The organism is Thalassospira profundimaris WP0211, from assembly GCF_000300275.1.
Taxonomy (GTDB): domain Bacteria; phylum Pseudomonadota; class Alphaproteobacteria; order Rhodospirillales; family Thalassospiraceae; genus Thalassospira; species Thalassospira profundimaris.
This window is the reverse complement of record NZ_AMRN01000004.1, coordinates 302,886-327,015: the sequence shown is the minus strand read 5'-3', so window position 1 is coordinate 327,015 and position 24,130 is coordinate 302,886. Positions and strand designations below refer to the sequence as shown.

The 24,130-nt window shown below is 54.2% G+C and carries 26 protein-coding genes; 16 read left to right on the top strand and 10 right to left on the bottom strand.

Annotated elements, in window-relative coordinates:
- Positions 1–158 precede the first annotated feature (158 nt).
- Positions 159–1,427 carry an NAD(P)/FAD-dependent oxidoreductase gene (locus tag TH2_RS10425; protein WP_008890388.1) on the top strand — a complete coding sequence of 423 codons (1,269 nt, stop codon included), beginning with the start codon at positions 159–161 and terminating at the stop codon, positions 1,425–1,427.
- A gap of 50 nt (positions 1,428–1,477) precedes the next feature.
- Here TH2_RS10425 and fliP read toward each other — a convergent pair whose 3' ends face one another.
- The 5 genes from fliP to csrA all read right to left on the bottom strand — a co-directional run bounded on the left by fliP (position 1,478) and on the right by csrA (position 4,116).
- Positions 1,478–2,302, bottom strand: coding sequence for a flagellar type III secretion system pore protein FliP (gene fliP / locus TH2_RS10420; RefSeq protein ID WP_008890387.1), 825 nt, complete (start codon positions 2,300–2,302; stop codon positions 1,478–1,480).
- Positions 2,299–2,685: a FliO/MopB family protein gene (locus tag TH2_RS10415; protein WP_008890386.1), complete on the bottom strand. Its 387-nt coding sequence runs from the start codon at positions 2,683–2,685 to the stop codon at positions 2,299–2,301. The genes fliP and TH2_RS10415 overlap by 4 nt, the downstream gene beginning before the upstream one ends.
- A gap of 183 nt (positions 2,686–2,868) precedes the next feature.
- Complete coding sequence (locus tag TH2_RS10410) at positions 2,869–3,204, bottom strand: flagellar protein FliT (protein ID WP_008890385.1); 336 nt, start codon at positions 3,202–3,204, stop codon at positions 2,869–2,871.
- On the bottom strand, positions 3,201–3,617 hold the full coding sequence (locus TH2_RS10405) for an EscU/YscU/HrcU family type III secretion system export apparatus switch protein (RefSeq protein ID WP_008890384.1): 417 nt from the start codon (positions 3,615–3,617) through the stop codon (positions 3,201–3,203). Before TH2_RS10405 ends, TH2_RS10410 begins: the two co-directional genes overlap by 4 nt.
- Positions 3,618–3,849: 232 nt before the next feature.
- The gene (gene csrA / locus TH2_RS10400) at positions 3,850–4,116 is read right to left on the bottom strand and encodes a carbon storage regulator CsrA (protein ID WP_008890383.1); all 267 of its coding nucleotides are present in this window, start codon (positions 4,114–4,116) and stop codon (positions 3,850–3,852) included.
- Positions 4,117–4,248: 132 nt separating this feature from the next.
- Between csrA and TH2_RS10395 the strand changes: the two genes are divergently transcribed.
- The 7 genes from TH2_RS10395 to TH2_RS10365 all read left to right on the top strand — a co-directional run bounded on the left by TH2_RS10395 (position 4,249) and on the right by TH2_RS10365 (position 10,227).
- The gene (locus TH2_RS10395) at positions 4,249–4,803 is read left to right on the top strand and encodes a flagellar basal body protein (RefSeq protein ID WP_238538686.1); all 555 of its coding nucleotides are present in this window, start codon (positions 4,249–4,251) and stop codon (positions 4,801–4,803) included.
- A 23-nt stretch (positions 4,804–4,826) separates the two neighbouring features.
- Positions 4,827–5,234, top strand: coding sequence for a flagellar basal body rod protein FlgC (flgC, locus tag TH2_RS10390; RefSeq protein WP_008890381.1), 408 nt, complete (start codon positions 4,827–4,829; stop codon positions 5,232–5,234).
- Between the two features lie 45 nt (positions 5,235–5,279).
- On the top strand, positions 5,280–5,606 hold the full coding sequence (gene fliE / locus TH2_RS10385; protein WP_008890380.1) for a flagellar hook-basal body complex protein FliE: 327 nt from the start codon (positions 5,280–5,282) through the stop codon (positions 5,604–5,606).
- Between the two features lie 183 nt (positions 5,607–5,789).
- Positions 5,790–6,059: a flagellar biosynthesis protein FliQ gene (gene fliQ, locus TH2_RS10380; RefSeq protein ID WP_008890379.1), complete on the top strand. Its 270-nt coding sequence runs from the start codon at positions 5,790–5,792 to the stop codon at positions 6,057–6,059.
- A 65-nt stretch (positions 6,060–6,124) separates the two neighbouring features.
- Positions 6,125–6,889 carry a flagellar biosynthetic protein FliR gene (fliR, locus tag TH2_RS10375; protein ID WP_008890378.1) on the top strand — a complete coding sequence of 255 codons (765 nt, stop codon included), beginning with the start codon at positions 6,125–6,127 and terminating at the stop codon, positions 6,887–6,889.
- Between the two features lie 50 nt (positions 6,890–6,939).
- A complete protein-coding gene (gene flhB / locus TH2_RS10370; RefSeq protein ID WP_008890377.1) occupies positions 6,940–8,010 on the top strand; it encodes a flagellar biosynthesis protein FlhB in 1,071 nt (356 codons plus the stop codon).
- Between the two features lie 213 nt (positions 8,011–8,223).
- Positions 8,224–10,227: a methyl-accepting chemotaxis protein gene (locus TH2_RS10365; protein ID WP_008890376.1), complete on the top strand. Its 2,004-nt coding sequence runs from the start codon at positions 8,224–8,226 to the stop codon at positions 10,225–10,227.
- A gap of 99 nt (positions 10,228–10,326) precedes the next feature.
- Here the strand turns inward: TH2_RS10365 and TH2_RS10360 are convergent, their stop codons facing one another.
- Entirely contained in the window at positions 10,327–11,397 is a 1,071-nt protein-coding gene (locus tag TH2_RS10360; protein WP_008890375.1) for a hypothetical protein, read from the bottom strand.
- A gap of 120 nt (positions 11,398–11,517) precedes the next feature.
- On the opposite strand from TH2_RS10360, the gene TH2_RS10355 reads away from it, so the two are divergent.
- Positions 11,518–14,142: a hybrid sensor histidine kinase/response regulator gene (locus tag TH2_RS10355; RefSeq protein WP_008890374.1), complete on the top strand. Its 2,625-nt coding sequence runs from the start codon at positions 11,518–11,520 to the stop codon at positions 14,140–14,142.
- Positions 14,143–14,178: 36 nt separating this feature from the next.
- Here the strand turns inward: TH2_RS10355 and TH2_RS10350 are convergent, their stop codons facing one another.
- Positions 14,179–15,216 (bottom strand): sodium:calcium antiporter, encoded by a 1,038-nt coding sequence (locus TH2_RS10350; protein ID WP_008890373.1) that lies wholly within the window; start codon positions 15,214–15,216, stop codon positions 14,179–14,181.
- 85 nt (positions 15,217–15,301) lie between these two features.
- Positions 15,302–16,201, bottom strand: coding sequence for a DMT family transporter (locus TH2_RS10345; protein WP_008890372.1), 900 nt, complete (start codon positions 16,199–16,201; stop codon positions 15,302–15,304).
- A 355-nt stretch (positions 16,202–16,556) separates the two neighbouring features.
- Between TH2_RS10345 and TH2_RS10340 the strand changes: the two genes are divergently transcribed.
- The 4 genes from TH2_RS10340 (at position 16,557) to TH2_RS10325 (ending at position 20,444) form a co-directional block, all read left to right on the top strand.
- Positions 16,557–17,375: a hypothetical protein gene (locus tag TH2_RS10340; RefSeq protein ID WP_157194016.1), complete on the top strand. Its 819-nt coding sequence runs from the start codon at positions 16,557–16,559 to the stop codon at positions 17,373–17,375.
- Positions 17,376–17,573: 198 nt separating this feature from the next.
- Positions 17,574–18,293: a substrate-binding domain-containing protein gene (locus TH2_RS10335; RefSeq protein ID WP_008890370.1), complete on the top strand. Its 720-nt coding sequence runs from the start codon at positions 17,574–17,576 to the stop codon at positions 18,291–18,293.
- Between the two features lie 364 nt (positions 18,294–18,657).
- The gene (locus TH2_RS10330; protein ID WP_157194014.1) at positions 18,658–19,344 is read left to right on the top strand and encodes a substrate-binding periplasmic protein; all 687 of its coding nucleotides are present in this window, start codon (positions 18,658–18,660) and stop codon (positions 19,342–19,344) included.
- Between the two features lie 200 nt (positions 19,345–19,544).
- Complete coding sequence (locus TH2_RS10325) at positions 19,545–20,444, top strand: DMT family transporter (protein WP_008890368.1); 900 nt, start codon at positions 19,545–19,547, stop codon at positions 20,442–20,444.
- Here TH2_RS10325 and TH2_RS20560 read toward each other — a convergent pair whose 3' ends face one another.
- Positions 20,445–20,993, bottom strand: coding sequence for a hypothetical protein (locus tag TH2_RS20560; protein WP_008890367.1), 549 nt, complete (start codon positions 20,991–20,993; stop codon positions 20,445–20,447). It lies immediately after the preceding gene.
- 2 nt (positions 20,994–20,995) lie between these two features.
- Complete coding sequence (locus tag TH2_RS10315; protein ID WP_008890366.1) at positions 20,996–21,784, bottom strand: DUF4198 domain-containing protein; 789 nt, start codon at positions 21,782–21,784, stop codon at positions 20,996–20,998.
- A 105-nt stretch (positions 21,785–21,889) separates the two neighbouring features.
- Here TH2_RS10315 and nikR point away from each other — a divergent pair, with 105 nt between their 5' ends.
- The 3 genes from nikR (at position 21,890) to TH2_RS10300 (ending at position 24,124) form a co-directional block, all read left to right on the top strand.
- Entirely contained in the window at positions 21,890–22,369 is a 480-nt protein-coding gene (nikR, locus tag TH2_RS10310; protein WP_008890365.1) for a nickel-responsive transcriptional regulator NikR, read from the top strand.
- A gap of 285 nt (positions 22,370–22,654) precedes the next feature.
- Positions 22,655–23,728, top strand: a complete 1,074-nt coding sequence (recA, locus tag TH2_RS10305; protein ID WP_040823385.1) for a recombinase RecA — start codon at positions 22,655–22,657, stop codon at positions 23,726–23,728.
- A 90-nt stretch (positions 23,729–23,818) separates the two neighbouring features.
- Positions 23,819–24,124: an NIPSNAP family protein gene (locus tag TH2_RS10300; protein WP_008890363.1), complete on the top strand. Its 306-nt coding sequence runs from the start codon at positions 23,819–23,821 to the stop codon at positions 24,122–24,124.
- Positions 24,125–24,130: the final 6 nt, after the last annotated feature.

The following is a 24,130-nucleotide window of genomic DNA, read 5'->3' as shown; positions in this document are numbered from 1 at the left end:
TGGCGGCCGGGTTGGAGGGATGGTGTTGTTACCAACGGCGCCCGATACATCAGAACTAATCCGTTGATGCCATCTGAATTTGAGTTATGGTTTTAAAATCAGTTCGTTAACCAATTCATTTCCGAGTTCCGCCGCAACACCCGGTGACCGAGGTCCAAATGCAAGATGATCTGACGTCGGTCTGGGAAGCGACCGCGAATAACGCCCCCGAAACGCAAAAGCCCGAAGGCGAATACGCTTGCGATGTCTTGGTTGTCGGCGGCGGTTTCACCGGGATGTCCTGCGCGCTTCAGCTTGCCAAGGGCGGTGCGTCGGTGATTGTTGTGGATACCTTCCGGCCGGGTTTTGGCGCGTCCGGGCGCAATGGCGGGCAGGTGATCCCGGGGCTTAAACAGGATCCGGACAAGATAGACCGGCTTTATGGCGAATTCTCAACCGCGTTTGCCGGTAAAACCGCCGAGACGACATTCAACCTGATCAAGGAAAACGACATCGACTGCGATGCCACGCCAAGTGGCTGGATACAGGGTTCGGTCAAGCGCGATCACCTTGGCTGGTTGGAACCCCGCATGCGCGAATGGCAGACACGCGGTGCGGATGTCAAAATGCTCGATACCGTCGAAATTCAGTCCCTTACGGGAAGCCAGCGCCTTGTCGGTGGCTGGCTCGATAACCGGGCAGGCCAGCTTCATCCGTTGAAATACATTCGCGGCCTGACGCGGGCAGCGCAGGCGGCAGGTTGTCGGGTATTTGCACCGGCACCGGTACAGCGCGTTAAAAGCATTTCCGGGAAATGGCATGCCGAGATTGGTGATGGCACGGCATCCATCACAAGCGACCATCTGGTGGTTGCGACAAACGCCTATTCCGGCGACCTGTTTCCGAAATTGCGCAAAAGCCTGATCCCGGTAAACAGCTTTCAGGTGGCAACAGCACCACTCAGTGAAGAACAGCTTGCGACAGTGCTACCGACCAAAACGCCCGTTTCCGACAGTCGCCGGATTGGTAATTATTTCCGCGTTGGACCGGGCGGGCGCCTGATGATCGGGGGGCGGGGATCCTTTGCTGATCCCGTCAGTCGCGCGGCATTCAATGGGATCGTCTCGGAACTTCATGCCTATTATCCGTGGACGAAGTCGGTTCCGATTGAGTTTTACTGGTCGGGCCGCCTTGCCATGACTTATGACCATCTCCCGCATATCCATCGCCCGGTGGACAATATGACGATGGCGGTTGGCTATAACGGGCGCGGGGTGGCTTTGTCGACGTCACTGGGCAAGGCAATTGCCGATAACCTGTTGGCGCCCGATACGCCGTTGCCCCTGCGGTTCACTGACATCAGCCCGTTGATTGCCCATGACATGCATCGTGCCTACGCGACGATTGCGATCTGGTATTATCGCCTGCGCGATTATCTCGAAAGCTGAGATAGGCTGTTTTTCTGTTGTCTGGGATGCAACGTTTTTGGCCCGTCGGCCTACCCGCCGAAACTCTCAACCAGTGATCCGGCAATCAGATACCAGCCATCCACCATCACAAAGAAGATCAGTTTGAATGGCAGGGAAATGATGACCGGCGGCAGCATCATCATACCCATCGACATCAGGATACTGGCAACCACCATGTCGATGATCAGAAACGGGATAAACAGCAAAAAGCCGATTTCGAACGCACGGCGCAATTCACTGATCATGAAGGCAGGGATCAGCGAGCGCAGCGGGATGTCATCAGGGGATGTGATTTCCTCGATCCCGGCCAGATTGACGAATAACTGAAGATCACGTTCGCGGACCTGGGTCATCATGAAATCATGAACCGGTTTGACGGACCGTTCGAACCCTTCGAATTCATCAATGTTGCCATTGATCATCGGCTCCAGCCCCTCGTCCCAGACGCGTTCCAGGGTTGGCATCATGATAAACAGGGTCAGGAACATCGCCAGACTGATCAGAACCTGGTTCGGTGGCGATTGCTGAATGCCAAGGGCGGTTCGAAGCAGGCTGAGAACCACGATGATACGGGTAAAGGACGTCACCATCATCAGGATGGCGGGCGCAATGGACAGAACCGTGATCAGGCCGATCAACTGGATCAGACGTCCCGATGATGTCACCCCGGGGCCGTCGCCAAGATCAAAGTTGAATGATTGCGCGTGAACGGTGTCACCGCCTGCCATGATGCCGATCAGCGGGATCAGCGACCAGATTGCGCAAAGCGTTAACCAGCGCGGCGCGCGCCAACCAGTTTTGGCCGGTTTCACATCCTGGGTGCGTGCTGATGGTGATGGGACGTCACGGTTCATGCAGGCGCATTCCTGTCAGTCTGATCGATGTCTTTTGGGTTGTCGGCCGTGATCGAGCTACCCGAAGATTCGGGGGTTTCATCGGCAAGGCTCTGATTGCCGAGGATTTCGCTGAACTGTGTGCCGATATTACGTTCGATCACGGTGTCGCCATTCGGGCCAAGCATGACAAGATGTTCAGTGTCATCACGTTTGAGCAGAACCAGACGGCGTTTGGTATCGACCGGGACGACTTCAACAACCGACAGGCGTCTTTTCACGCCACGGCGGTTGATATTGCGTGCACCGGGGACAAAACGCCGCGCCAAAAGGGTAAACACGCCAATAATCCCCAGCACAAAAAGCAGGGCGGCCACAAACCGGAAATAGGCGCTTAGTTCCATCAGGCAGTTTTCCCCGTCGACAACCTGTGACGCTCAGTTGGCAGGTTGATCTTGAAACGATCACCTGTCTTCGTGTTTCTGTTTACCGTGCCGTGCAAGGTCAGGCAAGGCAGCATCCACATGCATTGCCCCAACGGTCAGTTTCAAGGGCCGGTTTTAAATCAGCACCTTAGTGGGCAGGTCCTATTTCGTGCGTGCAGCCTGCGCATAGGCATTTGTTGCCTGTGCGGTGTTGCTGATGCCGCGCAGCTGGCGCTGGATGTCGCTATATTCCTGCTGCATGCGCGTTTCGAACTCTGCCAGTTCCTCGCTCAATGCGGCAAGCAACGGGGCAACATCCTGGCGCTGGTCCGGGGCCATGGTGCGGGCTTTCTCGCACAGATCGGCAATGCGGCTTTCAAGCGCTGCCAGTTCAACCACCTTGCCGTCTTCAAGGTATCGCTGTCCGGTGCGGATCAATGACAGGACGCGCTTCAGGTCGTTCTTGAACTGATCGGGCTTGTACTGTTCTGGGCTCATGATGGGCCTTCCCCGTTTACGTCATTATTTGGTGTGGCCATGATCTGATCTTCGGGATCGGACTGGCTGCGCGACGGACCGCCATAGATGCGATTGATCCGGTATATATAGTTCAAAATCTCGGCGACGGCTGCAAAGGCTTCGAGCGGGATTTCGCTTTCAACATCGACAGCCATCAGAATTTCGGTCAGGTCACTGTCCTTGCGGACCTTGATGCCGTTGGCAAAGGCGACTTGCAATATCTGTTCCGCAACGCTGCCTTCGCCCTTGGCACTTAATGTCGGGGCATTATCCTTTCCATGCCGATACCGTAGCGCGACCGCCTTTTGGTCATGCGCACCCGGTGCGGCAAGATTTTCCGTCCTGCTTGCCGGGGTGTCGGTAATGTCATAGGTGGGCTTTTTCCCGCTCATTCGGTTCTTCAACTCAGGACGGTTTGCCGTGCCAGTCTGCGGCGATCAACCTCAATAGCGTCGACCATAGACCCAAGATGGTCAACAAATCGTTGTCGCCGACAACTGCGATGTGTCGTCGGGCAAACGACTGTCAGATGACACAGTCGATAATCAGCGGACTGAGATGTTTTGGATGCGGGATGTCAGTGGGGTGGGTATTTAAGCGATAAGCGGGGCGGAGGCATAGTGCCTAATCGTCGCTGGAATCGCTCTTTTTCTCGGACGCGGTCTTGTCGGACGATCCAACGGTGCCGAGGTGGCGAATAAGATCTTCGCTGACCGCTGCCGAACGGTTTTCTTCCTGAATGCGATCATAAAGTTCGCGACGCAGAACCTGCACATCTTCAGGGAAGGTGAAGCCGAGCTTTACGGTCTTGCCGCGCACCTCAACGACAGTGACTTCAATATTGTCATCAATGACAACGGAGTCGCCAACTTTTCGTGTGAGATAGAGCATGCAATGTCCCGGTTTCGATAGATAGATGACAAATATAATTCGTCAGATGCGCTCAATATGCCCGGTTTCATACTCGGGGTCTAGTGCCCGCATCGATTAGAACGAAATGCGGGCAAATTCAACGCTGTTTTTATGTTTGGCACGCTACGTGCATTTGTGTTGGCAGGATTTATCGGGGCGGCAAAAACGGCCCTTCGAACGATCCGGGTCCGATCAGGGCGTGATGTTAACTTCGGCTTTACCCGCGCACTCAATACTGCAAGACGCGCAGACAAGGAGCAGGAAATGGATATCGGCAAACTTGGCATGTTCGCCAACCTCAAAGAGAAGATGGACTGGCTGACACAGCGTCAGGAAGTCATCGCGCAGAATATTGCCAACTCCGATACGCCGAACTACCGCGCCAACGATCTTAAGGAATTCGACCCGAAGAATATCGGCCGCGACCGCCAGTTCATCCTTGCGATGCAGGCGACCACGCCGGGCCATAGTCAGGGTCTTAACAAACCGCAGAACTTCAAGGACGAGGAAGTGCGCAAGAACTATGAAGTCGCACCGGGCAAAAACGCCGTGATCCTTGAAGAACAGATGGTCAAGATGAACGAAAACCAGGTCGATTATCAGACCATGACCCGTCTGTATGCCAAACAGAAATCAATGTTCATTTCGGCCCTTGGCCGCATTTAACCTGTCGTTAGAGAGCAAGAACCATGGAACTTTACAAGGCTTTTAAAATCTCGGCTGCTGGTATGCGCGCACAGGGTACCCGTCTTCGTGTTGCGGCTGAAAACGTTGCCAACGCAGACAGCCTTGCAACGGCACCGGGGCAGGAGCCCTATCGCCGCAAGCTTCTGACGTTTAAAAACGTCATGGACCGCGAAGTCGGTGTCGAGATGGTTAAGGTCAATAAGGTGATGCCGGATCGCTCTGATTTTGGTATGAAGTACGAACCAAGCCATCCGGCCGCAAACGATCAGGGCTATGTTCAGACCCCGAACGTTGAAACGCTGGTCGAAATGATGGATATGCGCGAAGCACAGCGTTCATACGAGGCCAACCTCAATGTGATCCAGTCATCGCGCAGTATGTTGCTCAAGACCCTTGATATCCTGCAGTAGGCAGTCGATATAACGGGACAAGAACACGCTTAAGGATTGATACCCATGGTCGCAAGCTTCAACGATGCTATTTCTGCCTACCGCAATGCGGCCGCTGGCAAGACCAACACCGTTACGGAAACCGTAACCGGTTCGGGCCAGTCCGTGAACCCGGGGGAAAGTTTTGCCGACATGGTCAAGGGGGCGGCATATGATGCCCGCGACACCATGAAAGTCAGCGAACAGATGACCCAAAAGGCCATCACCGGTGATGCCGAATTGCACGAAGTGGTGACTGCGGTGTCTGCCGCAGAAGTTACCCTGCGTACTGTTGTCTCGGTTCGTGACAAGGCCGTTGAAGCCTATCAGAGCATTCTAAACATGCCGGTTTGATCGGCATTTTCAGACGCCCTTGATAAAGCCGCGCGATCTTTCGTGCGGTTTTTGTGTTTTTGGGAAATCCGCAAGGAAGCGTTTGATAAGTCAGGAAATCATGGCAAAACCCGTGATAAATCCTGTATGAAGAATAAAGGCCCGATGCGGCCCGCATGACAAGACGGCGAACAGGAAGACCCGATGGATCAAGCTGAAATCATGGACGTGGCCTATGACGCGGTATGGACACTGCTGAAAGTCACCACGCCGTTGATGCTGATTGCGCTGGGGGTTGGTTTGATCGTCGCCCTGTTTCAGGCCCTGACACAGATTCAGGAAATGACACTGACCTTCGTGCCCAAGATTCTGGTGATCTTTATCGCCCTTCTGGTCTTGTTGCCCTGGATGATGACCGAGTTGATCGAATTCATGGGCCGAATGGTTGACCACTTTATCGGGTTGCCCAATTAGCGTGAAACCCGCGGCACACCTGCGTGAATTAGCCAGTGTGACTTTGTAAGGCAGTCGAAGACGATATGGATCTTCAAGAACTTCTTACGCTGAATGTTTACGTCGTCCTGATGACTTTCGCCAGGGTGGGGGCAGCTTTTGCCTTTATGCCGGGTATCGGGGCGCGTTCAGTCCCGGCACGCGCGCGCCTGTTATTTGCCTTCTGGGTGGCGGTTGTCATTTCACCTTTGGCTGGGCCGCTTTTCCCGCCACAGCCGGCTGATGCGCCGTCTCTTCTGGTTGGTATCGGATATGAAGTCACGGTGGGATTGTTCTTTGCCCTGTTTGCCCAGGTCATGATGGCCGGGATCCAGACTGCCGGGTCGATTATTGCCTATCTGTCATCGATGGCAAACGCGTTTACCGCCGATCCGTTGTCCGGGGCGCAAAGTGCTGTGACGGGTAATTTCCTGATGCAGGTCGGGTTGGTGTTGCTGTTTGCCACCGGGATGGATCACCTGATGATCCAGGCGGTGTTTGAAAGCTATACCCTGTTTCCGCCAGGCGGTGTTTTGCCGGTGGGCGATATGAGCGAGTTTTTTGCAAGGGCGCTGAATGACAGTTTCGCGATTGCGATGCAGATGTCGGCACCGTTTCTGGTGGTCGCAATCTGTTTGCAGATTGCGTTGGGTCTGCTCAACAAGTTGATGCCGCAATTGCCGGTGTTCTTTGTCGCGATGCCGGTCCAGATCGCGATCGCACTGCTTTTGTTGACCTTGGCCTTGCCATCCATGATGATGGTTTATCTTGCATATTTCGAGAACGGGCTTGAGGCGTTTCTTAGTCCGTAAGGCAATGACGGGTAGCATTTTCCCCCGCATTGCCAAGCATGGGTTTGCCAATGGCAGAAGAAGACGACAGCCAAAAGACAGAAGACCCCACAAGTAAAAAGCTTGAGGACGCGCGAAAGAAAGGTCAGGTGCCGGTTTCCAAGGAAGTCGGCAACTTCATGATCCTGTTCGGCGGTGGTCTTGTCATGACCATGCTCGGGCCGAGCATGGCCGCAAGCGTTCGTGATCTTGCTGTCGGTTTCCTTGAACATCCCCATCGATTTGACGTCACCCAGGCGGGCATTCCCGGTCTGTTTGAAGACGTGATTCTGGGCATGCTTTGGGTGCTGGGCATTCCGTTTGTGCTGTTGATGTTTTTTGCCGCAGCCGGGCACATTGTCCAGAACGGTATTGTGGTTGCGATGGAACGGATCGAACCCAAGCCCGACAAACTGAACCCGCTGACCGGGCTCAAGAATCTCTTTTCCATGAAAAGCATGGTCGAGTTTGTCAAAAACGTCAGCAAGATCATCCTTGTTGGTGTTGTGCTTGGCCTCGTGATCGTGCCTGAACTGATGGACGTTGAACTGTATCCGCAACTGTCACTCGGCCTGACGCTGGAACGCCTGTACGACATGATCGTGATTCTGCTGATTGCGACAATCTCGCTCACTGCGGTGATTGCCGGGCTCGACTTCGCCTATCAGAAGTACGAGTTCAATCAGAAAATGAAAATGTCCAAGCAGGAGATCAAGGACGAATACAAACAGACCGAGGGTAGCCCCGAGATCAAGGCAAAGGTCCGCCAGATCAGGATGGAACGCGCCCAGCAGCGCATGATGTCAAACGTGCCCAAGGCCGACGTGGTTATCACCAACCCGACGCACTTTGCCGTCGCCTTGCAATATGACATCGATACCATGGGTGCACCGATGTGCATCGCCAAGGGGCAGGATAATGTCGCGCTTAAAATTCGTGAGGTCGCCGAAGAACACGACATCACGATCATGGAAAACCCGCCGGTAGCCCGTGCACTTTTTGCAACCGTCGAGATTGATCAGGAAATCCCGCCGGAACATTACAAGGCCGTCGCCGAAATCATCTCCTTCGTGTTCCGTCAGCGCGGCAAAAAACTTGGATAATCGGCTTCTCTAGCCGAATAAAGTCCTGCAAAACTCCCCATTGAAACTTTTTAATAATTTTTGATTGCAACGATCTGGATCAATAAACAACTGCCGCTTTGGTAGTAAGAGTGAATTAAAGGTTCCCATTACGTGTTTCGGAAACTATACGTATGGCGACTTAGGCTCAACCAGATGGCAAAAATGTCTGCCATTTCAAACAGGAATACCTTGATGAACTTGAGGATTGCCGGGCAGATAGCCCTCTCAAACGCGATCATCGTCGTCATGCTGATCGCTGTCGCTGTTGGTATAGGTGTCGTAAATAGCCAAAGCCGCCAGGCGACTCACGAGGCTGCTGAAATCGGTGTCGTCGTCAGTATAGACGTTCCGAGCTTGATCAAGGCGATTGAGGGCGCACGGTATAACGTTATTCAGGTCCAGCAATGGTTGACAGATATTTCTGCGACCCGTGGTCTTGATGGTCTGAATGACGGTTTTGACGAGGCTGAAGCCGCCGCACAGGGGCTGGCAGAGAACCTGGCAACGGCAAAGACCTTGGCAGAAAAGCTTGGTCAGACTGAACTGCTCGCCTCGCTTGAAAAAGTTGAGGCCGCATTCCCAGCTTACTACGCCGCGGGCAAGAAGATGGCGCAGGGCTATATCGATGGTGGTCCGGAAGTCGGCAATAAGATGATGGGTGGTTTCGATGATGCCGCCGCCAATCTTGCCGCGGCACTTGAAGTGGCTGTCGAGCTTACCGACACCTATAGCTTGTCTATCGAACATGCGTTGGTCGACAAGCTCAAGGGTCTTGAGAGCAACGTTGAATCGGTCTTTGTGCTGACCACCGCAGTCACAATTGCCTCTATCATCATCTGTGCATTGATTGCGTGGGTCATGCATCGCCGCATTTCGGCACCGGTGGCCGAAAGTGTCACCACATTGGCGCAACTGGCGGATGGCAAGTTTGATGTCAAACTGACAAAGTCTGAGCGCAATGACGAAGTTGGCGATCTGGTGCGTGTCATGCATGTGTTCCGCGAAACCGGTTTGAATAACCTGAAGATGCGCGAACAGCAGGAAGCCGACCGACTGGCATCTGAAGAACAGCGTCGTAAGTCGCTGCGCGAAATGGCGGAGCGGGTTGAAAGTGAAACCCGTCGCGTTGTTGATACCATCTCGGGTCAGACTGGCGAACTCGCCGAAGCTGCCCAGCGGATGTCGAGCTCTGCTGACCTTGTTCAGGGTAACTCCCAGACCGTGGCTGCGGCTTCCGAGCAAGCATTGGCAACGGTTGAGGCGGTTGCCGGTGCGGGTGAAGAGCTGAATTCTTCGCTTGGTGAAATCAATAATCAGATTTCGCGTGCCAACCGGGTCAGCGAAGATGCCGTTGAGGCCAGCCGTTCGACGGAAGCGACTGTTTCGCAGCTGGCTGACAGCGTGCGCGGTATCGGTGAAGTGGTTGAACTGATTTCCGGCATTGCTGAACAGACCAACCTGCTTGCTCTTAACGCAACCATCGAGGCTGCCCGTGCCGGTGACGCCGGTAAGGGCTTTGCTGTTGTGGCGCAGGAAGTCAAAAACCTCGCGACCCAGACCAGCCGTTCGACCGATGAAATCACCCGCCAGATTGCTGAAATTCAGGCGGTGACGGATTCTGCTGTGACCGCGGTGGCAACCATTGCCGAGAAAATCCACGAGATGGATGAAGTCTCGACCGCGATTGCGGCTGCTGTTGAAGAACAGAGTGCTGCGACTTCTGAAATCGCACGCAACGTGAATGAAACGGCGGCGGCATCCCGTGAAGTTTCCAGCCGAATTAACGAGGTGTCCGAAGAGGCGTCTGGAACCGGTCGTCTGGCTTCCGAAGTTGGTACGCTTTCCGAACAGGTTGCTGTTGCCGTACGTGATTTGCGTAATGTGCTGGTTGAGGTTGTCAGGACATCGACTGCTGATGTTGATCGTCGTAGCTCAAAACGTCATCCGTCCTCGCAGGAAGTTGCAATCCGGTTTGGTGGCAAGGCGTCAAAAGCACGTCTTGAAAACATCTCGGAACGCGGGGCGATGCTTCTGTGCGATGACAGTATCGCTTCGGGCACCAAGATCGAGCTTGAACTACCCGGCATCAACAGCCCAATGCGCGCAATCGTCCGCAATGTCAGCGAAGAAGGCATCAGTGTCGAGTTCGATGGCACCAAGCTTGACGAAGCACAGGTCAAACGTCTGAGCAACTAATTGGGCCTCTATCGGCTTCGGGTGTTCTAGCGCACGCCTACAGGAAATGTGTGAAAGGCAGGAACTGTAATGGTTCCTGCCGCCTCAACATGTGTCTACTTAGAAGGCGGTTTCTATGTCGCTCTTAGCTTTTCTAGCAGCGCTTAAAGTGGACCCTGATATCCGTATACTATTCCCTTTTGTTTCATCTAACGCGTAAATTAATTCTATCGTTGCTAAAAAAGTTTGCCTAAGCATATCAATGCGGGCGTCAAGTTCTGGAGTGTTTGATAGGTTTACGTCGTCAAAGATAGCACCAAGTCGATCAAACCATTTCCGCTGAGTAGTATGATTTTCGTAAAACAACTGCTCGAATTTGCCAAATCCGATAACACTATAATTTCTATTATGCTGATGTTCTTGGTCGAAAAATGCTTCGCCAATTGCTGACTGATAGTCTCGATATAGCCACGCTTCTCTGATGGATATGGCTTGGATGATTTTTGTCTTCTGAGCCTCTGTGAGCGGTCCTAAACTTTTAAAAGGATCATGTTGCTTCAATTCTGCGACGATTCCATGGCACAGAGTAGATTGATCGTCAGAACTAAGTTTTGCTGGAACTCGGCAGCTTTGTTTTTTGTTCAATTCCCTGGCGATAATATGATCAATTCTGATTGCAAGCTCCGACTCTATTTCCACGCGTGTCTCTTTGCCAATAAGTTCATTAACCAAATTCTGTAATCTTGCATCTTCAACATGATTACCGTCAGACATCGCTCTTTCTAAATTAGATATCGCGGTTGCGAAGCGTTCATAACTCTTCTTGTTAGCTAAAGTCTTGTATGCATTTTCTTTCTTTAGAGCCGTAATCCAAGAGATAACTGCTCCAAGTCGATATATCGTGCTGACGTACTTGTATTCTTCAAAGGCTGTACGGGACTCTTTGGAAACAAGGTAAGTCCCTCTTCCCTTCTTTATCAGTGTTTCGTTGAGGCGAAAGAATAAGGCTGTAAGCGCATCAGAAAGAGCTGGGGCATACGCATTAAAGAGCTTCTCAGCCTCTTTCTTCTCTTTGAAGTAATCGCTGATAACTTGAAATACGAAATCTTTTAGGAAAATTCCTAAAAGCACTGTTAGAGATCCAATTACAGCTGCCTTTAGCTCAACATCAAGACTTGAGAACCAATCCATAACTCCCCCCGAGATATTCCTCTTGGAAAACGAATGCGAAACTTGCCGGTAGCCAGTCGGGCGATAAGCAGCTAAAAGTATAGACTATTTTGTTAAGTTATTGTCGTTAAAGGCGGTCGCGTGCTGTTTCGGGGGCTTATCCTTGCTGTAAGTGTCGCATTCGTTGCGTTTGTCTTCGTCCTGATGGACGTCTTGGCAAAGGCGGGGCTTGACGCGCGTCTGATGTGGATCATCGGTTCGATGGTCACCGGTGTTGCGGTGGTCGCCGTTGCCTCATTGTCGCTGTCTGCAAAGCTTCGTAATGGCGGGCATGATGGGCTTGGCCCGCTGATTTCGGGCTTTGCCAAATCCGATATCGGCGTTGCGCTGATTGATGCCTATGGCCGCACGCTTTACGCCAACCCGGCCTTTTCATCCAAGCTCGGCATAGAAGCCGGACCGGACATGCTGTCCGCGCTTGAGGCGCGCCTGTCCTTCCTTGGGATTGGCAGTGACGAACTGGCCGAATTGCGCACCCGTGCGATGCGCGGTGAAGGCGGGCAGATGTTTGTCGATCTGTCGCATTCTGAAAAGTATCAAGCCGATAGTGCCACTTCCGATGCGGATGACGAAACCCCCGAAGAAGCCAAAGATGGCGAAGAGGCTGACAAAGAAGCCGACATCACCCCTGATACGAACAAGGCCGCCAATGGTGCCTGTCTTCGCATTTCTGTCACCGCCGCCGATGCGCGTGCGGGCAAGATGCTGTGGACTGTTGACGGTGTCGACAGTGCCGTGATGGCCGATGGCGGATCTTCGTTGCTGTTGCCGACTGATGATACCGAGAAACGCTTTGCCCTGTCGGGGCCACAGGCCAGCGAAATGGTCGCCAACCTTCCGGTTGCCGAGGCGCAAGGTGGGTTTGAGCACGCCGATCAGATGATCGAACGCTTGCCGGTCGGGGTGTGTGGCCTGGATGAAGAAGGCCGCATCCTTTACCTCAACCGCCGTCTGGCAAGCTGGCTGGGCGGGGAGCCCCAAGACTTCAACAACGGGTCGGTCGAACTTGCCGATCTGATCGTTGGTGATGGCGTTAATGGCGAGGTCAAATTCAAGGTTGCCGGTGGCGAACCCATCCGCTGCTTTGTCACTCATTCGATCAATGCGCCGGGCACCGGGCCAGTGCGCAGTCAGGCCGTGATCTTCCCCGATCCGATGCCGGCCCACGAATGGGAACATGCACTGGCCGAAACCGAACGTCGGGTGCGCTGGTTCTTTGATGAAAGCCCGCTTTCGATCGTTCTGGCCGATATGTCTGGCACAGTCACGGATGCCAACCGCGCCTTTATCGATACGGCCGGTCAGATGCATCACAAGGTGGTTGGTCGTTCGATCCTGGAACTGATCGTGCCCGAAGACCGTGACGAAGTGGCGCGATACCTGTCCAAGGCCGTGATGGGCATGGGCAAAGGGGGGCAGATCGAAGCCCGCCTTTCGGGATCACGCGGTGTTGCCGCCCAGATTTACCTGCAACGTGTGGCGGGCCGTTCGGGCGAAGCCGGTGCATTGCTTCTGAACTTCCTTGATACGACCGAACAGAAGAACCTTGAGGAACAATTTGCCCAGTCCCAGAAAATGCAGGCTGTTGGTCAGCTTGCCGGTGGGGTGGCGCATGACTTCAATAACCTTCTGACCGCGATGATCGGCTTCTGTGATCTGTTGCTGTCGCGTCACGGGCCGGGTGACCCGAGCTTTGCTGACATCATGCAGATCAAACAGAATGCCAACCGTGCGGCCAATCTTGTCAGGCAGCTGTTGGCGTTCTCGCGCCGTCAGACATTACAGCCGAAAATCATCAATATCACTGATGCGCTGGCGGAAATGTCCAACCTTCTGCGCCGCCTGATCGGCGAGAAGATCGATCTTAAGGTCAGCCACGGTCGCGACATAGGTCTTGTAAAGGTCGACCCGGGTCAGCTTGATCAGGTGATCATTAACCTTGTTGTCAATGCGCGCGATGCCATGGCGGGCGAGGGCGGGACGCTTACGGTTCAGACCAGCACCGAAATTATTGACGAGCCGACCGCAACCGGCACTGAAGTTATCCCGCCGGGCGATTATATCGGCATCAAGGTGACCGATACCGGCATCGGCATTCCCAAGGATAATCTGACCCGCATTTTCGAGCCCTTCTTCTCGACCAAGCAACGCGGCGAGGGGACGGGGCTTGGTCTTTCGACCGTCTATGGCATCGTCAAACAGACCGGCGGCTTTATCGCAGTCAATAGCGAAGAGGGCAAAGGCACGACCTTTACCATCTATCTGCCGCGCTATGAGGCGTCCGAGGCCGAACTTGCCGAAACGCAGGCCGTTGTCGAAGAAACCCCGTCACGCGATCTGACCGGCACCGGCGCGATCTTGCTGGTCGAGGATGAGGACGCGGTTCGGACCTTTGGCGCGCGGGCCCTTCGCAGCAAGGGCTATGACGTGCTTGAGGCCAATAACGGCGACAACGCGCTTGAGGTGCTAAACAACACCGACAAGGTCATTGATCTGGTGATTTCGGACGTCGTCATGCCGGGCATTGATGGCCCGACCCTGATCCGCATGCTGCGCGAGAAAAAGCCGGAACTGAAGATCATCTTTATCTCTGGCTATGCCGAGGATACCTATCGCGATGAGCTGGACGAAGAAAACGGTGTGCACTTCCTGCCCAAGCCGTTTTCGCTCAAAGATCTTGCGACCAAGGTCAAGGAAGTGCTTTAAGGCGTTTACGCCACGGGCCAGCCCGCCAGATAGAATCTAGCCCGCCAGATAGAATATTGATCCACCATAAAGTGCCAGCATCGCGAAGCTTTCCCAGCCGATATTGCCGATGCCGCGGCGTTCGCGGTTGAGCATCCCTAACAGCAACACCCCGCTCATCAGGATGACCAGCGCGATGGTGAAGATGTGCTGATCGGTAAAGGCAGCGTAGATCGATCCCTCGCGATAGGCAAAGTCGGATGCGGCCAAAAACAGCACATCAAAGGCATTGCCGCCGATGATGTCGCCGACAGCCAGATTGACCGCCCCCATCCGCACCGCGGCAATGGCCGAAACAAATTCCGGGAAGGATGTTGAAATCGCAGTCAGGAAGGTGCCAACGGCGGTCTCGCTGATCCCGGTAACTGCAACGATTGCAAGGCCGGCCTGCCCGATGACGTGACCGGCAATGGCGGTCAAAAGCGCGAAGGCCAGAAATTCACCCCAAAGCCGAACGGAGCTTTCCGGGTGGGTGTCGGCTTCGTCATGTTTGGCGTCCTCTTCGGTCAGGTCGGTTTTCTTGGGATGCCACATCGGTTCATCGCGGATTTCCGACAAAAGGTTCAGGCCAAACGCATAAATGATAAACAAAAGGATCGATGCCGGGTGAATATGAAAAATCATCCATTCCGGCCCGGCATAGGCCAGAAGCGGCACGGACAGCATGCTTAAAAGAAGGGTGGTTTGCGCAAGGCCCGTCGCACTTGCGGCGGCATGTTCCAGATTGCCCTTGCGATAAACCAGATCGGCTATGGCCAGAAAGGTTGTCTGGGCGGCGATCCCGCCAAGGGCGTTGCCAATCGCAAGATCGGTATGGCCCTGCCATGCGGTCGTCACCGACAGGACACTGCCCGGCAGGCTGGTTGACATGCCGACAAACAACGCGCCTGCGATGATTTGCCCCATGCCGGTACGCTCGGCCAGTTTGACGGCAATCCCTGCAAGTCGGGTCCCGGCAAAACCGATAATCAGTGTGCAGACCGCAAAGGTCATCACAATTATGCCGAGCGACTGCTGGCCAAGGTCAAAGGGCATGCGCTGCTTTCCGTGATCAGAGAGAACTATCTAGTCTAACTTCTCACAGGCCTGCTTGTTCCTTGGCGGATGTGGTGCGCGTGGCTTACGGGATTTCAGGGACGCTCGGACGTGGACGCATCCACGCAGGCACAAGGTTCAGCACCAGCGCGCAGCCCAGCATGATTGTGATCCCGCCAATGAACTGCATGGCGGAAAGTTTTTCCCCCAAAACGGTCGCCCCGATAAAGACGGCAATCACGGTGACCAGAAACTCAACACTGATCGCGCGGGTCGGCCCGATGGAGGCGACCAGTCGGAAATAGGCGATATAGGTGCACACACTCATCAAAACTGCGGCAATGATCAGATACAGGTAATCCATGGCAACCGGTGTGCGTTCCAGCGGCACGGCAAAGATCAGTGGCAAGGTCATCAATCCACCAAACAGAAACGCCCCGATGGTGGTTTCCCAGTTGCCACTGTTGCGCAGATGGCGGCTGGCATAGTTGCTGCCAAAGGCCGCACACAGGGCGGCAAGGATTGATGCCACACAGCCAAGGGCAAATTCGAATGTGACCGGGACGGCGGGGAACCCGACCAGCAAGACAATGCCACTGATGCCAAGCACCAAGCCGGCAAAGCCCTGCCTTGTGGTGCGTACAAGGCCCCAGAGCTGGCTGATGATCATGGAAAACAACGGAATGGCCGCGACGAAAATGGCGGCCATCGCGGTCCCGATCCGCGGTGCGGCATAGGAAAGGCCGATCAATTGTCCGGCAACCGTGGTGGCACCGACAATGGCAAAGGGACGCCAGCCAGCAGAAAAATCAAGTTTGCGGCGAAATAACCGGGCAAGAAGGTAAAGCGATCCCGCCGCAATCAGGGCGCGGAAGGTGACGGCACCAACCCAGCCAAAGGCCTCGACAATTTTAACAACAACAAGGAATGACAGTCCCCACACGATGGCAAGGAACAGGTAGCGGGCGATATCCCCTGGTTTCATCGAGGGTGTCCGGAATATGGGGCGTCGTGCATCCACTCGGGATGCAGGGCGGCACGGTTGAAAACTTTGGTGGCTTGGTGGCGCTGCTTTCCCGATTTCCGGGCCAGCCGCGCGCAGATGGTGCGCCCCATCCGCATATTGGTCAAGTTCCAAAAGCGCGCAATGCAGGAACATTTATCGATGGTCAAGCGGCCAAGTGCCAGACCCTGTTTAAGGGTGCATCAAAGAAACCGAAAGTATTGGATTCTTGGGCCAGACGGTCAGGTTGCAGTGCGTCGGGGTTTCCTTTCCCTATGCGCATAGTCGCATAATTCCGGCTGGTAAAGCTTAGCATTCCGACGTATCGTTTGACGCAATGAGGCGCAAAAGCCGCAACGGCAATGGCCAAAACAAACAGGTTCCTGAGTGGTTCGAAGTAACGGAAATTCGGGAAACGAAAGAAAAAATAGACCGAATGCCTTTGGGGGTAAGTATGGCGCGCACTTCAAAGCACAGCTTTGCCACAGCCTGTGTTTTTGCAACGATATGTTTTGTGGCTGTTGTGATGTCTTTTGGGGTGTTGCCGTCTACCAGTGCGGATGAGAAATGCCTTCGTATCGCTATGCCGGAAATCTATATCGATCAGCAAAAAATCGAGCTTTATCAGAAGGCGATGAAGGATGCGGGTTTGTGTGTGCTTGCGACGGAAATGCCGCAAGTGCGCGCGATTGCAGCGCTCCGCTCGGGCAAGATTGATGGTGTTTTTGCCGCAAAGAACGATTTGCCGGATATCGCAAAACTGCCGATGGTTCCCGGTGATGTTCTTCTGGGTTCTTTGGACGGTTATCTGGTGATGCGAGAAGGCCCGATTGAGGGCATTTCTGATCTTAGCACAGAGGTGCTGGGCGTACCACTTGGTGCAACATGGTGTTCGCAGATTGTTGATAGCTATGCCAATATCGTTAAAGTGCCACGCGGCACACAGATGTTGCAGCAAATGCTGGCCGAAGGTCGGATTGACGCGATGCTGACCGATGCCTATTCGCTGGACCTCACAGGGGGAGTGCCCGACGGCTACAAGGCAATCACGATTGATCATTTCGATGTAACGAGCTGGCTGAAGGCTGAGTTCAAAGACATCAGGCCGCTTTTTGATAAGGGAACCAGTGCCTTTATGGCGTCCGTTGGACGCTGATCTGCGCCATTTTTCCGCGTGAAAATTGTCTGGACTCACGCAGGGCGGGCAATTGGCCCTAGGCAACCGGCGTGCTTGGATATATCGTCTTTTCCAACGGGTCACAAAGATCCGAAAAAAGGACTTGTGGCCCAATCACAAGCCGACTTTCCCGGGATGCGGTCATTCAACACTCAGTTGGTGCCGTGGGGCCTTAAAATGATATTTTTTCAATTGCACTGGTTCTTGCGAACCTGCTTGCTGGCAACGGTATCCATCGTTGCGCTTGTCCTTTCCTTTGCCCTGTTGCCAAGCGTGGAAGCGAAGCCGGTCTGCCTTCGCATAGCCTTGCCAGAAACTGCAGCGGGCCCGGTTGGGCCAGAAGCTTATCGTGCGGTCATGCGCGATGCAGGGCTTTGCGTCGACCCGGTGCCTATGCCGAACGCACGTGCGTTTATGGCGTTGCGCCACAATCAGGTCGATGGTGTCTTTGCCATGCTCGAGGATTTTGAACAAAGTCTCAAAATGCGGGTTATCCGCGGCAACACCCTTGTTGGCAATCCCGATGGTATTCTGGTCATTAAAGATGATGGACCGCGTGGTGTATCCGAACTGACCAACGAAGAAATCGGCATCTGGCTCGGAGCATCATGGTCAGAAAAGCTGCTTGGGACTTATGATCATGTTGTGCGTGTGCCAGGCGGCCCTGGAATGATGCGCGAAATGCTGGTAAAGGGGCGTCTGGATGGCATGTTGCTCAACTCTTTCTCGTTGGAGGTTGTGGGTGGTGCGCCAGAAGGATTTGTGCAAATCCCTGTGACCAAGCTTGAGGTCTATAGTTGGCTTCGGGCAGAGCATGCCAGTCAGATGGAGAAGTTTGATGTCGGCACAGCGCTTTATCTGGAGAAAATCATCGCCTGGCATAATCGGGCGTCTTGAGTGGCATCAAACTTTGGGCCAAAGGCGCTCCCGCCTTTGCGGTTGAATGCTGCAATGTGCGGTCAAAACGGCTCCGCGCCCTGTCGGCTTGGCTTTGATTCTGGCGCATAATGCTGCAGTGCGACCTATACGTTTGCCTTAAACGATCGGCAAACAGGCGCTTGCACGCGCTTTTGGATTGCACTTATAGTTTTCCCTAACGGCAAAAGCCGAAACCAAAGAACAATGAAAATGACCCGACCGCAAACAATGACGGCGGGCAGATCAGGTAGGCTCGCAACATGTCCCGCTATCACCGGGAAGATGTTGCTTTGGGGGTGATATTATGGCGCTTAGCAAGCCCAATGCGATCGTTCGGTCGTGTATGTTTGCTGTCATTTTTCTGGCAGCACTTTTCCTGTCATTTGAATTGCTGCCCTCGGCAAAGGCAGACGAAGAAGTCTGTCTCAAGATTGCCTTGCCGGAAATGGCCGATCATGTCCGCTCTGCCGAACGCTACCGTGCGGCAATGGCAGAGGCTGGGTTATGTGTGCAGCCGGTCTGGTTGCCAAACAAACGCACCGCCGTCTCGCTTAAACGCGGCGAAATCGATGGTGTCTTTGCCAGTGTCGAAACCATTCGACAATCGGCTGGTGTGCCGCTTGTTTCCGGGGCGGTGGTTGTTGGACGTCCCAAAAGCCTTTTGATCACGGCTGACGACACCGTGAAATCACTCAATGATCTTAAAAACAAGGAAATCGGCGTTTGGCTGGGCGATGACCATGGCAAACAGGAACTGGTCGGTCTTGCCGATATCATCACCGTACCCGGGGGGGCTGGCATGATGTTGCGCATGCTCCGTCATGGGCGGCTGGATGGTCTGTTGATTGACGATTTCTCGCTTAAACAGACCGAAGGCGTGCCGGAAGGCTATCGCACCATCGAACTGGAAACCCTTACGACCTATAGCTGGCTGCGCAAGGAATACGAGGCCCTGTTGCCGCAATTCAATCGCGGCACCGATATCTTCCGCGCGGCTCTTGATATGACTGGTCCGGAAACCAAGTCCTGATCAACCGGTCTTGCTGGCCAAAAATCTATCGAAGCTGTCCATCTGGCTCTGGCGCGTGAGCCGTCAAACCGTCATGCAATAAAAGCAATTGCCAACTTCCGAAAATTTGCGGTTTATGACAGGCAGGGTTGCCCCATTACGACCCGCCAAAACAACCGGCATTACGGTTGAATAACCAAACCCTTTCGGAAACGCGCCCCATGATTTCCCTTTTTGGTGAAGCTGCTGCCTTTACTGCTGCGCTCTGTTGGGCGAGTTCCAGCATGATCTTTTCCAATATCGGCGGCAAGGCAGGGGCGCAGACGGTTAATCGCGGGCGTCTGGCCTGTTCGATCTTTTGTCTGACCATTTTGCATTGGATACTTCAAGGCCAGCCATGGCCGAATGCCATCACGTGGGAACAACTTGGCTGGTTGTCGCTTTCATCGGTATTGGGGCTGGTGATTGGCGATGCCATGCTGTTTCAGGCTTTTGTTCTGATCGGTGCGCGGCTTTCGATGTTGCTGATGTCGACTGTTCCGATCATGGGCGCGGTTCTGGCCTGGGTCCTGTTTGATGAAACGCTGCGTCCGATTGAAATCACCGGGATCGCCTGTGGGGTGGGTGGTGTTTTGATTGTCATTCTTGGCAAAAAGGGCCGCCCGATCGGGCTTGAGGGACGCAATTACGCCATTGGTATTCTGTTTGGTTTTGGCGGCGCGGTCGGTCAGGTCGCAAATCTGATCACGGCGAAATATGCCCTGATTGATGGCTATTCAGCACTTTCCGCCACATGGATCAGAACGCTGGTCGCGGTGATTGCCATGTGGGGACTGGCGATCATCCTTGGCCGGGTGCGGCGGACTGTTACGGCCTGTATCGCGCCGGATGTTGGCAAATGGCTGTTGCTCGGCGCGCTTATTGGACCCGCAATCGGTGTGTGGCTTTCAATGCTGGCGGTTCAAAACGCCAATGTCGGGATTGCATCAACCCTGATGGCGCTGCCGCCGGTTATTCTGATTGTTTATGAAGGCCTGATCCTGCGCAAGCCTGTCGGCATTCAGGCCGTAATCGGAACCTGCCTTGCCTTTGGCGGGGTGACCTTGCTGTTCATGCCCTGATCAGTTCGACTGTTTCCGAGCCATCTGGCGACGCTGCCAAAGCATAAGCCCGCCAAACAGGTTGGCGAGGATGCTACATCCAAACAGGATGCTTGCCCAAAGTGGCAAATCAAACAGTGCGGGCGTGCCTTGTATGGCCGTTGCTGACGACGCGGCAGCTGTCTGTCCGCCCGCCGGTGTAACTCTGGTGGCGGCGGTATCGGTTGGCTGATAGGTCAATTGCACAACATGGCCCATGCCATCGGCCACCTTGATGTGGAGTTCACTTGGCGCATCTGGTGCAGGTGTGCCGCCGAGCCCAAGCGAAAACTGACCGATCCGGTCCGTGCGCGCCTTTTGCCAGACCTTGCCGTCCTTGGTTGTGACAACAACCTCGGCAAAGGCCATCGGGGATCCGTCGGTATATCGGAACCCGTAGGTCTTTGTATTGGCACTATCTTCGACCTGCCAACCAGCACCATGGGCATGGGCGGGGGCAGGGGCGGCCAATGGCCCTGCAATCAGCAGGGCCACCAGAACCGATAAATATGCAAAGGCGATCCGTGCCATCATCATTGATCAGCGGTGAAGGAGAGGGTCGCGCGGATGTTGTGGTTGCCGACACCTTCCTCGGCATCGGGCATGTCGGCCGCGACACGCACAATCCACAAACCGGGGGCCGAAACCCGGACCTTGGCAATGCCACTGCCGGTCTCGGTGCTCAGCGTTTCGGTCGCATAGGCCCAGGAGGACGGTGTTTCAGTAAATCCGGCATAGGTTGCCAGAACCGAGGTCGTCAACGGGTGGCCGTTCAAAAGGATCTGGAATTCGGCATCCTCGCCTACCTTGGTGTCACGCGGATCGCTAAGCGGCACGATTTCAAGCGCATCACCAAGTGGTTTGGTAACAAAATCAGCTGAGCCTTCGGTACCCACCAGAAGCTTGGCAAACTTTTCATAGCGGGTCGATGCGATGGCATCGGGATGTTCATCGGCGCCGCCAGCCTGCCAGCCATCGGGGGTCTGAGACCAGACAACACCCAGACGATGGCCGGAAATCCAGGCCGCGGTATCGGGCATTTCAAACGTACCGATCAGGTTGGGCGCGGTTTCATTTTGGGAAATCGCAATGTCGTTCGCGCCATCGGCGGTGATCAGTGTGGCGCGCACATCATTGACGCCTTCTGCTTCTTCCGGAAGGCCAAACTGATGGGTCGAATCAAGGATAAGTGTCGCATTCTCGCCCGGCTTCGCCGTTTCTGGCGATTGGCTTGCGATGAATTCATGGGCGTTTGCCGACAGACCGATCAAAAGCGTTGCGGCACCAATCACCATGCTTGCTGCGAACTTTGGTTGAAACATTTGCGTTCCTTTGGGAAATTGTTTTTATGGAAGAACCATGTGCGGGTGTGAACTTTTCAAAAAAGATCATACTCGTCAAGCCGTTGATTGTGAGAGGTAGTCAAAATGACCCGCGTGACCGTATCGATTGAAGACGATCTGATGGAGGCGTTTGACGCGTTTCTGGATCACCGCGGCTATACCAACCGGTCAGAGGGATTTCGCGATCTGATCCGCGAAAAGCTTCAGAACACCAAGCTTGAAGACAATGCCGACGGGGTCGGAATTGCGGTTCTGAACTATGTCTATGATCACGAGGAACGCATGCTGGCGTCACGCCTGATGAGCACCCAGCACGAACATCACAATCTGACGGTTTCCACGGTTCACTTCCATATTGATCATGATACCTGCCTTGAAAGCGTGACATTGCGCGGGCGGCTTTCGGAAATCCGCGCCTTTGCCGACAAGGTTCTGGCTCAGCCGGGTGTGCGCCACGGGCAGCTTTATACCGTGCCGGGCGAACTGCATGTCGAAAGCCATCATCATGGCGATGATCATCACGGACATGCGCATAAGCACGAACATCTTAAAATCACCACCTGATCGCGTTGCCAAACCGTCACTGACCCCACGCCCCTCTGTTGCCGGGCGGGTGATTGATGCGTCTGTTCTCAGAAAGTTCTGCTCGAAGCAATGAGAACAAACTTGCAACATCCGAATTTTTGTGAGAATGTTCGCATTATGTTCTCAGTTGTTTTGTCGATAAGAACGCAGTGGCAGGCTGCGGCAACAGGCAAAACAGTCTAGCGGTGGCGTTCCGCATTATAGGTCCGGGGAACCGCCTGCGTTGCATCCAACCCGGCCCTGTGGAATAAGAGAGTTCGAGCAATGATTCAGACCGCGCTGCATTTGGTGGATAAGGATACTATGGATAAGCAGAAGGCACTCGAAGCCGCCCTTGGGCAGATCGAACGGGCATTTGGCAAAGGTTCGATTATGAAGCTGGGTCAGCGGGAAAGCGCCGTTGATATCTCAGCCATTTCAACCGGTTCGCTCGGTCTTGATATCGGACTGGGCATTGGCGGTCTGCCGCGTGGCCGTATCGTCGAAATCTATGGTCCGGAAAGTTCGGGTAAAACCACGCTGGCGTTGCACACGGTTGCCGAAGCCCAGAAGCTTGGCGGGACTTGTGCGTTTGTCGATGCCGAACACGCGCTTGACCCGGGATATGCCCGCAAGCTGGGTGTGAATACCGACGAACTCCTGATTTCCCAGCCTGATGCCGGTGAACAGGCCCTTGAAATCGCTGACACGCTGGTGCGTTCTGGCGCGATTGATGTTCTGGTCGTCGATTCGGTTGCTGCCCTTGTGCCGCGCGCCGAACTTGAAGGTGAAATGGGCGATACGCACGTTGGTCTGCAGGCCCGTCTGATGAGCCAGGCACTGCGTAAACTGACCAGTTCTGTTTCGCGTTCGAACTGCATGGTCATCTTCATCAACCAGATCCGTATGAAGATCGGTGTGATGTTTGGCAGCCCGGAAACCACCACCGGTGGTAACGCGCTTAAATTCTATGCCTCGGTCCGTTTGGATATCCGTCGTATCGGTCAGATCAAGGATCGCGACGAAGTTGTCGGTAACCAGACGCGTGTCAAGGTCGTCAAAAACAAGATGGCCCCGCCGTTCAAGCAGGTCGAATTCGACATCATGTATGGCGAAGGCATTTCCAAGATGGGTGAAATTCTTGATCTTGGCGTCAAGGCCGGTATCGTCGAGAAATCCGGCTCCTGGTTCTCCTATAACTCGACCCGTATCGGTCAGGGCCGCGAGAACGCCAAGAGCTTCCTGCGTGAAAATCCGGAAATGACCAAGGAGATCGAAAACAGCATTCGCGAGAGTGCCGGTCTGATCGCCGAAGCCATGACCAATATGAGCGAAGACGAACCGGTCAACGACGATTGATCTGATCAATCTGGCGACATAATTTCAAAGGGTGGGGTACAAATGTATCCCGCCCTTTTTGCTGCAATACCCTATGGCGGAGATAAAGCCGTGGTTACTTGTTATGTGAAATACATCCTCGACAGCTACAAGGTCCCTGAATTCGAGACCTATGCCAAACGCTGGATCCCCATCGTCACTCGCATGGGCGGAACCCATCATGGCTATTTCTTGCCTCATGAAGGGGCCAGCAATGTTGCTTATGCACTGTTTAGCTTTCCAAGCCTTGCCGACTATGAGGATTACCGCAAACGCATGGCCGATGATCCCGAATGTCAGGAAGTGTTTGAAATGGAAGTGCGCAATCGTAGCATCATTTCCTATGAGCGCAGCTTCATGCGCCCGGTTTTGGAATGATCCGGG

Excerpts from the sequence above, each read along its gene's own strand:
- TH2_RS10425 (WP_008890388.1), top strand. The coding sequence starts at position 159 with ATGCAAGATGATCTGACGTCGGTCTGGGAAGCGACCGCGAATAACGCC.
- fliP (WP_008890387.1), bottom strand. The coding sequence starts at position 2,302 with ATGAACCGTGACGTCCCATCACCATCAGCACGCACCCAGGATGTGAAA.
- TH2_RS10415 (WP_008890386.1), bottom strand. The coding sequence starts at position 2,685 with ATGGAACTAAGCGCCTATTTCCGGTTTGTGGCCGCCCTGCTTTTTGTG.
- TH2_RS10410 (WP_008890385.1), bottom strand. The coding sequence starts at position 3,204 with ATGAGCCCAGAACAGTACAAGCCCGATCAGTTCAAGAACGACCTGAAG.
- TH2_RS10405 (WP_008890384.1), bottom strand. The coding sequence starts at position 3,617 with ATGAGCGGGAAAAAGCCCACCTATGACATTACCGACACCCCGGCAAGC.
- csrA (WP_008890383.1), bottom strand. The coding sequence starts at position 4,116 with ATGCTCTATCTCACACGAAAAGTTGGCGACTCCGTTGTCATTGATGAC.
- TH2_RS10395 (WP_238538686.1), top strand. The coding sequence starts at position 4,249 with ATGTTTGGCACGCTACGTGCATTTGTGTTGGCAGGATTTATCGGGGCG.
- flgC (WP_008890381.1), top strand. The coding sequence starts at position 4,827 with ATGGAACTTTACAAGGCTTTTAAAATCTCGGCTGCTGGTATGCGCGCA.
- fliE (WP_008890380.1), top strand. The coding sequence starts at position 5,280 with ATGGTCGCAAGCTTCAACGATGCTATTTCTGCCTACCGCAATGCGGCC.
- fliQ (WP_008890379.1), top strand. The coding sequence starts at position 5,790 with ATGGATCAAGCTGAAATCATGGACGTGGCCTATGACGCGGTATGGACA.
- fliR (WP_008890378.1), top strand. The coding sequence starts at position 6,125 with ATGGATCTTCAAGAACTTCTTACGCTGAATGTTTACGTCGTCCTGATG.
- flhB (WP_008890377.1), top strand. The coding sequence starts at position 6,940 with ATGGCAGAAGAAGACGACAGCCAAAAGACAGAAGACCCCACAAGTAAA.
- TH2_RS10365 (WP_008890376.1), top strand. The coding sequence starts at position 8,224 with ATGAACTTGAGGATTGCCGGGCAGATAGCCCTCTCAAACGCGATCATC.
- TH2_RS10360 (WP_008890375.1), bottom strand. The coding sequence starts at position 11,397 with ATGGATTGGTTCTCAAGTCTTGATGTTGAGCTAAAGGCAGCTGTAATT.
- TH2_RS10350 (WP_008890373.1), bottom strand. The coding sequence starts at position 15,216 with ATGCCCTTTGACCTTGGCCAGCAGTCGCTCGGCATAATTGTGATGACC.
- TH2_RS10345 (WP_008890372.1), bottom strand. The coding sequence starts at position 16,201 with ATGAAACCAGGGGATATCGCCCGCTACCTGTTCCTTGCCATCGTGTGG.
- TH2_RS10340 (WP_157194016.1), top strand. The coding sequence starts at position 16,557 with ATGAGGCGCAAAAGCCGCAACGGCAATGGCCAAAACAAACAGGTTCCT.
- TH2_RS10335 (WP_008890370.1), top strand. The coding sequence starts at position 17,574 with ATGATATTTTTTCAATTGCACTGGTTCTTGCGAACCTGCTTGCTGGCA.
- TH2_RS10330 (WP_157194014.1), top strand. The coding sequence starts at position 18,658 with ATGTTTGCTGTCATTTTTCTGGCAGCACTTTTCCTGTCATTTGAATTG.
- TH2_RS10325 (WP_008890368.1), top strand. The coding sequence starts at position 19,545 with ATGATTTCCCTTTTTGGTGAAGCTGCTGCCTTTACTGCTGCGCTCTGT.
- TH2_RS20560 (WP_008890367.1), bottom strand. The coding sequence starts at position 20,993 with ATGGCACGGATCGCCTTTGCATATTTATCGGTTCTGGTGGCCCTGCTG.
- TH2_RS10315 (WP_008890366.1), bottom strand. The coding sequence starts at position 21,784 with ATGTTTCAACCAAAGTTCGCAGCAAGCATGGTGATTGGTGCCGCAACG.
- nikR (WP_008890365.1), top strand. The coding sequence starts at position 21,890 with ATGACCCGCGTGACCGTATCGATTGAAGACGATCTGATGGAGGCGTTT.
- recA (WP_040823385.1), top strand. The coding sequence starts at position 22,655 with ATGATTCAGACCGCGCTGCATTTGGTGGATAAGGATACTATGGATAAG.